Source organism: Mammaliicoccus fleurettii, from assembly GCF_003970575.1.
GTDB lineage: Bacteria > Bacillota > Bacilli > Staphylococcales > Staphylococcaceae > Mammaliicoccus > Mammaliicoccus fleurettii.
Genome location: NZ_RXWZ01000164.1, coordinates 1 through 10,241, shown reverse-complemented (window position 1 = coordinate 10,241; position 10,241 = coordinate 1). Strand labels below are relative to the sequence as shown.

The 10,241-nt window shown below is 31.1% G+C and carries 11 protein-coding genes; 2 read left to right on the top strand and 9 right to left on the bottom strand.

Features of this window, described 5'->3' with window-relative positions; translation table 11 throughout:
• Nucleotides 1-122 precede the first annotated feature (122 nt).
• The 4 genes from CD129_RS11360 to CD129_RS11345 all read right to left on the bottom strand — a co-directional run bounded on the left by CD129_RS11360 (nucleotide 123) and on the right by CD129_RS11345 (nucleotide 4,251).
• On the bottom strand, nucleotides 123-929 hold the full coding sequence (locus CD129_RS11360) for a Cof-type HAD-IIB family hydrolase (RefSeq protein WP_078356312.1): 807 nt from the start codon (nucleotides 927-929) through the stop codon (nucleotides 123-125).
• Nucleotides 930-999: 70 nt separating this feature from the next.
• Entirely contained in the window at nucleotides 1,000-1,911 is a 912-nt protein-coding gene (gene thrB, locus CD129_RS11355; protein WP_078356311.1) for a homoserine kinase, read from the bottom strand.
• Nucleotides 1,908-2,972 carry a threonine synthase gene (gene thrC / locus CD129_RS11350; RefSeq protein WP_115337496.1) on the bottom strand — a complete coding sequence of 355 codons (1,065 nt, stop codon included), beginning with the start codon at nucleotides 2,970-2,972 and terminating at the stop codon, nucleotides 1,908-1,910. The genes thrB and thrC overlap by 4 nt, the downstream gene beginning before the upstream one ends.
• 1 nt (nucleotide 2,973) lies before the next feature.
• Nucleotides 2,974-4,251 (bottom strand): homoserine dehydrogenase, encoded by a 1,278-nt coding sequence (locus CD129_RS11345; protein WP_078356309.1) that lies wholly within the window; start codon nucleotides 4,249-4,251, stop codon nucleotides 2,974-2,976.
• Between the two features lie 197 nt (nucleotides 4,252-4,448).
• Between CD129_RS11345 and CD129_RS11340 the strand changes: the two genes are divergently transcribed.
• A complete protein-coding gene (locus tag CD129_RS11340) occupies nucleotides 4,449-5,822 on the top strand; it encodes an aspartate kinase (protein ID WP_078356308.1) in 1,374 nt (457 codons plus the stop codon).
• Nucleotides 5,823-6,205: 383 nt separating this feature from the next.
• Here CD129_RS11340 and CD129_RS11335 read toward each other — a convergent pair whose 3' ends face one another.
• The 4 genes from CD129_RS11335 to CD129_RS11320 form a co-directional block, all read right to left on the bottom strand.
• The gene (locus CD129_RS11335; protein WP_115337497.1) at nucleotides 6,206-6,799 is read right to left on the bottom strand and encodes a hypothetical protein; all 594 of its coding nucleotides are present in this window, start codon (nucleotides 6,797-6,799) and stop codon (nucleotides 6,206-6,208) included.
• A gap of 81 nt (nucleotides 6,800-6,880) precedes the next feature.
• The gene (locus CD129_RS11330) at nucleotides 6,881-7,210 is read right to left on the bottom strand and encodes a nucleoside triphosphate pyrophosphohydrolase family protein (protein WP_107510199.1); all 330 of its coding nucleotides are present in this window, start codon (nucleotides 7,208-7,210) and stop codon (nucleotides 6,881-6,883) included.
• A 4-nt stretch (nucleotides 7,211-7,214) separates the two neighbouring features.
• Nucleotides 7,215-8,099, bottom strand: coding sequence for an NAD(P)-dependent oxidoreductase (locus tag CD129_RS11325; protein ID WP_115337498.1), 885 nt, complete (start codon nucleotides 8,097-8,099; stop codon nucleotides 7,215-7,217).
• Nucleotides 8,100-8,247: 148 nt separating this feature from the next.
• A complete protein-coding gene (locus CD129_RS11320) occupies nucleotides 8,248-8,787 on the bottom strand; it encodes an N-acetylmuramoyl-L-alanine amidase (RefSeq protein WP_107510197.1) in 540 nt (179 codons plus the stop codon).
• Between the two features lie 129 nt (nucleotides 8,788-8,916).
• On the opposite strand from CD129_RS11320, the gene CD129_RS11315 reads away from it, so the two are divergent.
• Entirely contained in the window at nucleotides 8,917-9,840 is a 924-nt protein-coding gene (locus CD129_RS11315; RefSeq protein WP_078356375.1) for a diacylglycerol/lipid kinase family protein, read from the top strand.
• 139 nt (nucleotides 9,841-9,979) lie between these two features.
• Here CD129_RS11315 and CD129_RS11310 read toward each other — a convergent pair whose 3' ends face one another.
• Nucleotides 9,980-10,183, bottom strand: a complete 204-nt coding sequence (locus CD129_RS11310) for a TM2 domain-containing protein (protein WP_078356303.1) — start codon at nucleotides 10,181-10,183, stop codon at nucleotides 9,980-9,982.
• Nucleotides 10,184-10,241 lie beyond the last annotated feature (58 nt).

Here is a 10,241-nt window from a genome sequence, read left to right as displayed (position 1 = left end):
GTGCTAAATCTATCCTCGTTATAGAAATGACTTCAATTTCATTTAATGAAGATCGATATTAATAGACAAAAATAAAAATACAGATAAAACCATTGTTAATTTATGGTTTTATCTGTATTTTTTTATTGATTCAATAATTTTTCTAATGCTGTTACAATACCATCATGGTCATGATCATCTGTTACTACATCAGCTATATCTTTTATCGTATCGTTAGCATTACCCATTGCTACACCTACAGCTGCTTTTTCTAACATATCTGAATCATTTAAACTGTCACCAAAAGCGATTACTTCTGAGAAATCTGCATTGATTTGGTCAAATAGTTTCTGTAATGATTTACCTTTTGATACTTGTCCATCCATAAATTCTAAAAAGTACGGTTTACTTATTGTAGAAGAAACTTGATTATTGAATTTACCATTAAGTTCACTGTTCGCTTTTGCAATATTTTCTACATAATCTACGCCCATTACTTTAGGTACATCTCCATCAATAACCTCTTTAATATCTTCAACTTTTTTCATTGGTAGTCCTGTTAACTCACTTTCAATATTCATATAGTCATGCGTTCTATCATGTATAATTTGATCATTTAAATATGTTAAGTAAAAGAAATTATGCGTTCTACAATAGTCGATAATTTGGTATGCATCATCCCGACTAATTGTTTGTTTAAACACAACTTCGTTATCTTGTGCATCGATTACGTAAGCTCCATTATAGCTCACAATATATCCACCATTATTTTTTAAATCAAGTGCGTCAGCATGCTTCATCATACCAGCTGTTGGTCTACCAGAAGCAAGTATCAATTTCATACCTTGTTTTTGTTTTTCTTTTAAATATGTACTTGTTTTTTCACTTATTTCATTTTTTGAAGTTAAGAGTGTATCATCCATATCCATTATTATGTATTTATAAGCCATGTTTATCTCCTTAAAATATAATGATGCTTATATTCTATCATATATAGAATATAAGCATCTCAATTATCGTCTATAAGTTAATTATTTTTTGACTAACTCCATATCGATTGATAGTTACTAATTCTGATTCACAATCTTGGAATCTGTTTTGTAATTCTCTTACGAGTTTACCACTCAATTCTTTTTTAATTAAAGTTAACACAGTAGGTCCTGCACCACTAATGACAGTTGCATAAGCTCCATATTGTAGAGCAAGTTCTTTAATGTTTTCAAAGTCAGGAATTAAATGTTGTCTATATGGCTCATGAAATCCATCTTTCATCATCATTTTGCCTGCTAACTCATAATTATGCTGAATTAAAGCACTAATCATCGTATTGCTAATTGCACTATATTTAACAGAGTCTTTTAAAGTTAAAGTTTCAGGTAAGACTTTACGCGCTTTTTCCGTTGATAATTCATATTCTGGAATAGTTGCAATAACATCGACTTTAGGAATATCAATATATGATACATCTGTTTGTTTCACGTCAGGATCATATACACCAAGGACTAGTCCACCATAAATGGTTGGCGCAACATTATCTGGGTGACCTTCAATTTCAGTAGCAAGTTGTAATAATTCATATTTAGATAGCTTCAAATTCGCAAAATAATTTGCTAGAAATAAACCCGTCACAAGCGCTGAAGCTGAACTTCCTAGTCCTCTTGCTAAAGGAATATCGCTATACATTTTTAAATTTAAAGCTGGCATACTTTTAGAAAACTTTGCTGTTGCAGTTTGAGCAATTTTTGTAATATAGTGTTGCTCATCGTTTGGTAATCCTTGTAAATGTGGACCAATGTGTTCAAAATGCCATTGTTTATCTTCTGATAGATGCGCTTCAACTTCTAAATATTTATCAAGAGCCATTCCTATAGAATCAAAGCCAACTCCTAAATTAGCTGTTGATGCTGGTACTTTAAGCTTTAATTTCTTCATTTTAATGCACGCTCGATATAATCTATAATTGCTTGTTCATCATTCTCTAATGGCGTGATTGGAGAGTCTAACAAATCGATTGCAGTATCAGGATCTTTTAATCCATTACCAGTTAATATAGCAACAACAGTTTGATTTGGCTCTAATTTACCTTGCTCATGTAACTTTAACAAACCAGCTATCGATGCATTACTTGCAGGTTCACTAAATACACCTTCTTTGCTTGTCATAAGCTTGTATGCTTTTAAGATTTCATCATCTGTCACACTATCTATTAATCCATTAGATTCATCTCTTGCCGCTTCAGCTAGTTTCCAGCTTGCTGGATTACCAATTCTAATAGCTGTAGCTACAGTTTCAGGATTTTTAATAACTTTACCTTGAACGATTGGTGAAGCTCCTTCAGCTTGGAATCCACACATTACAGGTAAACCTGATTGTTTTAAGTTATCAAATTCTTTGAAGCCTTTCCAATATGCAGTAATATTCCCTGCATTTCCAACTGGTATAGCAAATAAGTCTGGTGCTTTACCATCAAGTTGTTCAACAATTTCAAAGGCACCTGTTTTTTGTCCTTCTATTCTATATGGATTTACAGAATTAACTAAAGCAATTTCGCCTTTTTCTGCTACTTTTTTAACAATATTTAATGCTTCATCAAAATTACCTTTAATTGAAACAATTTCTGCACCATACATCACAGCTTGAGCTAATTTACCAAGCGCGATTTTACCCTCTGGAATAACCACGATCGCTTTCATTCCAGCTCTAGCAGCATATGCAGCAGCAGATGCTGAAGTATTACCTGTAGAAGCACAAATAACTATCTTCTTGCCTTCTTCTTTAGCTTTTGCAACTGCCATTACCATACCTCTATCTTTAAATGATCCAGTAGGATTAAGACCTTCAAATTTAGCAAATAAATTAATATTTAACTTATCCGACAAATAGGGTAAATGTATTAATGGTGTATTTCCTTCATTTAAAGTTAATTTAGGTGTACCTTCATTTACAGGTAAATATTCTTTATAATTGTGAATTAATCCTTGCCATCTTCCCATTCTACTTGTCTCCTTCTATTGGATAATATTTAACAATATTTATACCATTTTCTCTTAATGTCTCAATTGGTAATTCATCAATACCTCTAATAACGACTCCATAAGTATTTTCTGTACGCTGTTCTACTTTTACACTTCTATGAAACTCTATAGCTTTTTTAATCTCATCTCTTAATTCATCTTCTTCTTTGTCATTTTCAACAATTATGAAGTGGCTGCTTTTTAATGGGAATTTAACAACTTCTTCTTCAACGATTTCTTTAGTTTGCTCAGTTTTCAGTTCAAAATGCGGAGGCAAAGTATGTAAATCAGATTCAAATTGTAAGGCTACATTTAATAAATCAGAAACTACTGCACTACCTGTAGCTAGACTACCTGCTCCTTTACCATAAAACATTGTATCTCCAACTGCATCACCAATAACGTATATTGCATTATACTCATCTTCAACATGCGCCATTTGATGGCTATTTGGAAGTAATGTAGGTTTAACACTGGCTAAGACTTTACCATTTGCATATTTACCTTGCCCTATTAATTTTATTTTGTAGCCTAATCTTTCAGCAACTTTAATATCTTCTATTTCTACGTCGGAAATACCTACTCTTTCAACATCATTCAACGATATAACTCTATTAAATGATAAATAACTCGTAATCACAACTTTACGAGCTGCGTCTACACCTTCAACATCATCTGTTGGATCTGCTTCTGCATATCCTAAATCTGTTGCAAGTTGTAAAGCTTCTTCATAAGATTTTCCTTCACGAGTCATTTGACTAAGAATGAAATTAGAAGTTCCATTAAATATACCCATAAACTGATTAATGTTGTTTGCATTCAAACCGTTATTAATCGCATTTACAATTGGTATACCTCCAGCAACGCTTGCTTCATATTTTAGTGCAACTTTATTTTTTTCTGCTAAGTCTTCCAATACTCTTAAATGTACTGCTAGCAAATCTTTGTTTGCTGTAATGACATGAATACCTTTTGATAAAAATAACTTTAACCATTCAACAGTAGGTTCTATTCCACCCATTACTTCAACGACGATATCTAATTCATCGTCATTTAATATATCGTCTATATTGTCAGTTAAATGATAACTAGAAGTATTAATTGCTCTTTTCTTGCTAACAGAGTTAACAAGAATATGTTTAATATGTATAGATTTACCTATTGTGTCTTCTATTTGCTTTTTATTTTCTTCAACAATCTTTACGACGCCTGTTCCCACAGTGCCGAGACCTAATACTGCTACATTTAATACTTTCATTTTCTCACTCACCTTAAATATATTGTTCTTGTTAAAAATACAAATGTCTACTTGAAATAGACTCAACTTTATTATAGTATAAATTCATTAAAGTTTTTTGTAAAGTTTGAATAATTAGAATTAATAGTAATATTATCATTATTTCTCGCTTTGTAAAGAGCTACAATTACATTACCCCCAGTAAAAGGACTGATAAAATGAAAGTTTCAAAATTTGGCGGAAGTTCCGTCGCAAACAGTGAACAGATTAAAAAAGTATTAAACATCATCAATTCTGATGATGAAAGAAAAATTGTTGTTGTATCTGCACCCGGAAAAAGATTTAAAGAAGATGTAAAAACGACTGACTTATTAATACGCTTATACGACAAAGTAATAAATAAATTGGATTATTCAAACAAACTACGCCAAATTATCGAACGTTATGAGGAAATTGTTAAAGAGTTGGAAATGGATTATTCTATTTTAGATGAGTTGAAAAACGACTTAGTATGTTTAATAGACACATACAACAATCAACCTGAAAGATTATTAGATGCATTAAAAAGTTGTGGAGAAGATTTTAACGCCCGTATTATCGCTCAATATAATAATCAATTGGGGTTCCCCACTCGTTATTTATCACCTAAAGAAGCAGGCATTATAGTTACTGATGAACCTGGAAATGCAATGATATTAGAATCCTCATATGAACAGATTTATCAATTACGTCAATATGATGAAACACTTATTATTCCTGGATTCTTTGGCTATTCTGAAAACAATGATATCGTAACATTCCCTCGTGGTGGTTCTGATATTACAGGAGCTATTTTAGCAAGGGGTATAAAAGCTAGCCTTTATGAAAACTTCACAGATGTATCAGGTATTTTCCGTGCAAATCCAACAGTCGTTTCTCAACCGGAAGTAATTCCAGAAATTACTTACAGAGAAATGCGTGAGTTATCATATGCTGGATTTGGTGTTTTCCATGATGAAGCTTTAGAGCCATTATATAAAGATCGTATACCTGTCGTTATAAAAAACACAAATAGACCGACTGATACAGGAACATATATTGTCAGTGAACGAGATGTATCAAACTTATCTCAAATCGTATCAGGAGTGAGTTGTGATAAAGGTTTCACTATTATAAATGTTAAAAAATATTTAATGAACAGAGAAGTTGGCTTCACTAGAAAAATATTAAGTATTTTAGAAGATGAAAATATTTCTATCGAACATATACCATCTGGAATTGATAATTTGAGTATTATCATGAGAACAACACAAATACATGGAAAAGAAGAACGTGTTTTAAACAAGATTAGAGAACAAATTAAAGTTGATGAACTAACTATTGACTATGATTTAGCAATATTGATGATTGTTGGAGAAGGGATGAATAAAGCAATTGGTACAGCAGCCGGAGCAGCAGCTGCTTTAAGTAAAAATAAAATTAATCTTAACATGATTAACCAAGGATCATCAGAAATATCAATGATGTTTGGAATTGATCAACAATATTCTGATATCGCTGTTCAAGCAATATATAACGAGTATTTTGTTAAAGAAACGACTCAAATTATTTAAGCTAATGATAAGAGCTTGGAGCATATCTCCTTACTCAAAAAAATAAGCATATCACTTAACTGATTTCTTCAGTTTTACAGTGATATGCTTATTTATTTATAAAATTCCACGATTTTGTTCGTGCATGCTTGCCTAGGGTATGGTTCGAGCCTGTAGTCTCTCACGCATACTTTTCCCTCAGGTGTCAGCACTTTACAAAATCGCACTCAATATCTATTTTTTATAAAATCTTTCGATTTTGTATGTGCATGCTTGCCTAGGGGTATGGTTCGAGCCTGTAGTCTCTCTCTCATATTATTCCCTCAGGCGTCAGCACTTACAAAATCGTTATAATTATCCATATAAATACAAAAAATAAAACATGACCCAAACAATGGTGCCATTTATGTATCTGATAATATAATTTGATTAACCTTTTCTTTGCCTATTACTTTTCTTAGCATAAAAAATTGATAATAGCTTAAATGTTGTATTAGTCTTTGATATTTATAAATATCGTCTTGTCTAAGTTCATGATATAGTTTATACATCATTTGGATCTCTGGACGTAAATATTTAATATCTTTTTCTAGACTATGAAAATATATTTTATAATCTTCAACTTCTATATTATGATCGTGACTAAATTGCCATTTCTCATCTTTCGTTTCATAAATATAAACTTTAATGATCTTACATTGTGCTTTTGTATCATAAACATAATATTTTTTATAATTATAAAGTTCTTCAAGGGATATTTCTTCCAGTTCATCTAATGGTGTTTTGACTACCAACTGATATTGGTGTTTTAAAAAATAATTGGATAGTATTTCCACTTCTTCTCTGCTTACCGTAATACTCATTATTTCTTTTGTATGTGTGTATTCATTTAGAAATAAATCAATAGCACATTGTCCACAAACAATATATTGTAATGGGTAGTCAGACATTATCTGCTTTATTTCATCTATTGATAAATATTGTTCGTTTCCTTCCAATTCAGTTACCTCCTAAGAAAGCGTTTTCACTCCTTTTCATTTTATCAGTTTTGTAATAATTATCCAATAGATTTTTATCCTTTATTCTTTACGATTTAGTGAATCTTCTTTTGTAAAACCATTTGGGTAACGTTCTTTTAATTTTTCTATATTGGCTACACCTATTTCATTTAAATCTATATTAAGTGCTGATGCACAACAAGCTATATACCATAGCACATCTCCAAGTTCTTTTTTTAATTCTTGCACATCTAAATCATGACCATGAAACTGATGTTTTTTGATTATATCTGCAACTTCTCCCGCTTCTCCAGTTAAACCTAAAGCACCGTTTACTAAGCTTTGTTCAGGATCATTTTTGATATCCGACATCGTTCTTAATGCAAGTTCTTGATATTTATTTAATTCCACTTTATTACCCCTTTTTAATTTGATTTTTTAACAACTGGATGACAGATTGCGTCCCATTATCATCGAATCCCGATTTACTTAGTGCATCATAAACTTCTTTAGCCTTTAGTAATCCTGGCATAAATAATCCCATTTTTTCACTTTCTTCAATCGCAATTTTCATATCTTTAATAAAATGTTTAACATAAAATCCCGGCGCATAATCTTCTTTGACCATTCTTGGTCCTAAATTAGATAATGACCAACTACCTGCCGCACCATGTTCAATTGAAGCAAATACTTTATCTATATCCAAACCTGCTTCTTCTGCGTAAATTATTGCTTCTGCTACACCTAACATGCCAGCTGCAATTGCTATTTGATTTGAAAGTTTAGTATGTTGACCATTACCACTTTTACCTTGATATACAACATTTTTACCAATCACATTGAAGATATCCTCAACTTGACTAAACGCTTCTTCATCTCCACCTATCATGATTGTTAATGTAGCATTTTTAGCGCCAATATCACCACCAGAAACAGGGGCATCTAAACTTTTAACATTATGCAATTTTGCTTCATCATATATTGTTTTGGCTAACTCTGGACTAGAAGTAGTCATATCAATAACTATACTTCCTGCCTTAGCATGATTTAAAATACCATCTTTATTTAAATAAATCGATTCTACATCTTTTGGATATCCCACTATTGAGATTATGACATCACTTTTCTCTGAGAGAACTGCAATACTTTCACACCATTTAGCACCTAACTCGACTAGTGAATCTGCTTTAGATTTCGTTCTATTAAACACATTAACTTTATATCCATCTTGTATTAGATGTGCTGCCATAGATTTCCCCATAACACCAGTACCTACAAAACCAATTGTTTTTTTATTCATCTAAAATGCCCCCTACTTTTTTCTAATACAATCATTATACCTATTTATCAGAAAAATCTAAAATATCGAGTTTTCTACTTCCCATATAACGATTAGAGGCTGAGACAATTAATTTGTCCCAGCCTCATTATAGAAACTTTTTTACCATTTAATTCAACATGTATTGCTTGATTTGACTTATGAAATAGTCTTTTAAATCATTAATGACCCATTCATCTGGTATCCCATCAACTGTTGTCTTCCAATTAGTATGAATTTCAAACGAACGGTGTGGACATTCTGTTTCACTGAATTCAAGATGTAATTTCACTGTGTCTCTATTTGGTTCTAAATTATAATCGATCATATCTGAAGCTATAACTCTAAACGTTTCCTGTTCATTTAATAAAAATTCTTCGTCCGTACTTGAAAGAGATTCTAACACTTCATAACCTAAATATTGTTCATTGCCTATTTGATTTGCAGTGTGCCAAGCTATATTTTCAGTATCAATTGCTTGCCATTGCCCATTTCGATCAATATAATAATGCGCAATTCCTTGCACGTATCTTTCTTCAGGTGCATTTATTAATACTTCTCGCCATTCATTTGCATTCAATTCACTTGCATCATTATGAATAACAACACCAAGTAAAGGTTCGGTTCTTTTCTGCATTTCGTAATTTATATAATCATTTTCTGATGCCATCGTTATCCTCCCCTTTTTTATATAAACTTTTATTTATTTTAACATAAATAATAAATTAACTTGAAACTGTTTATACTACGCAATAAATGGTAATGTAATACTAGGAAGATAACAGGAGGTTGTATGTATATGACGCATCATTTTCATAAAGGAATTTTATTTTATCACGAAGCAGCTGGACAGGGTAATATTTTCAAAGAACTTGGACAAGTTACTGAAAACTTAACACAGCTTTGTGATGACTTAACTATAAAATTAAGTAAAGAAGAAGGGCAAATAAAATCATTTTGTAAAGAAATTGCTGAAAATAATCACGTAAGTACTTATGATGTACTTTTCATTTTAGGTGGAGATGGAACATTAAATGAACTCATAAATGGTGTTGTAGAAAATAATCTTCAAATACCAATTGGAGTCTTACCAGGAGGGACTTTTAATGATTTTACAAAAACATTAAATCTTTCTCAAAAACCAATGCAAGCTTCTCAAGATTTATTAAATAGCCAAATAAAATCATTTGATATTTTAGATGTAAATGGTACATATGCACTCAACTTTGCTGGAATCGGATTAATGGTACAAAATGCTGAGAATGTTCAATCCAACCAAAAAGAATTATTAGGCAAGTTCAGTTATGTATTTTCTACAATAAAAACAGTATCAAATCCCGAAATTTATAAATATAAATTAACAGCAGATGGAAAAGAATATTCAGGAGAAACTTCAATGATATTAGTAGCCAATGGCCAAAATGTTGGCGGCAGTAAAATACCATTAGAAGATTTATCTCCAAATGACGGTAAAATGAATATATTTATCTTCGACAATCAAAATTTTAGTATTATTAACGACTTTTTCAAAGTTAAAGATAGCATGAATTGGAATGAAATAAGTGACAGTATTACACATATTTCTTGCGAATCAGCAACTTTAGCAACAGATCCAAATGCAAAGTTAGATATAGATGGAGAAATTCTATTTGAAACACCAGTAAATATTAAATTATTAAAAGACCAAGTTAAACTACTTTATTTAGATATCAATAATCAGTAATTCAAACTATATTTATAAGCAATTTCTTGCTAAAGTGCTTATAACACAGCTATGAAACTAAGATTGATAACAAAAAAACAGTAGCAATTCATTAGTTCATGAATTGCTACTGTTTTTTAATTAATATTTCAAAAACTTATTAAACCTGAATATTTCCTTGCTCATCTGCTGGTTTAAGTAGCGCTAAGACAGCACTAATAATTGCTATTACTTGTGGGATTCCCGTCCAACAAAATACTAAATGTAGCAAACCAGAAATAGGTTTTTGTGCATAAAATTTATGAACACCAAAGTTACCTAATAATAAAGCTAACGCTATATATATCCACTTATTAACTAACATAATAACCCTCCTTCAACTATAAGAACATTATATAATCTATATTATATTAATATCCTAA

What these genes read in the sequence shown, in the direction of transcription:
- thrB (WP_078356311.1), bottom strand. Translation starts at nt 1,911, where the DNA reads ATGAAGAAATTAAAGCTTAAAGTACCAGCATCAACAGCTAATTTAGGA.
- CD129_RS11310 (WP_078356303.1), bottom strand. Translation starts at nt 10,183, where the DNA reads ATGTTAGTTAATAAGTGGATATATATAGCGTTAGCTTTATTATTAGGT.
- CD129_RS11320 (WP_107510197.1), bottom strand. Translation starts at nt 8,787, where the DNA reads ATGGCATCAGAAAATGATTATATAAATTACGAAATGCAGAAAAGAACC.
- CD129_RS11325 (WP_115337498.1), bottom strand. Translation starts at nt 8,099, where the DNA reads ATGAATAAAAAAACAATTGGTTTTGTAGGTACTGGTGTTATGGGGAAA.
- CD129_RS11315 (WP_078356375.1), top strand. Translation starts at nt 8,917, where the DNA reads ATGACGCATCATTTTCATAAAGGAATTTTATTTTATCACGAAGCAGCT.
- thrC (WP_115337496.1), bottom strand. Translation starts at nt 2,972, where the DNA reads ATGGGAAGATGGCAAGGATTAATTCACAATTATAAAGAATATTTACCT.
- CD129_RS11340 (WP_078356308.1), top strand. Translation starts at nt 4,449, where the DNA reads ATGAAAGTTTCAAAATTTGGCGGAAGTTCCGTCGCAAACAGTGAACAG.
- CD129_RS11345 (WP_078356309.1), bottom strand. Translation starts at nt 4,251, where the DNA reads ATGAAAGTATTAAATGTAGCAGTATTAGGTCTCGGCACTGTGGGAACA.
- CD129_RS11360 (WP_078356312.1), bottom strand. Translation starts at nt 929, where the DNA reads ATGGCTTATAAATACATAATAATGGATATGGATGATACACTCTTAACT.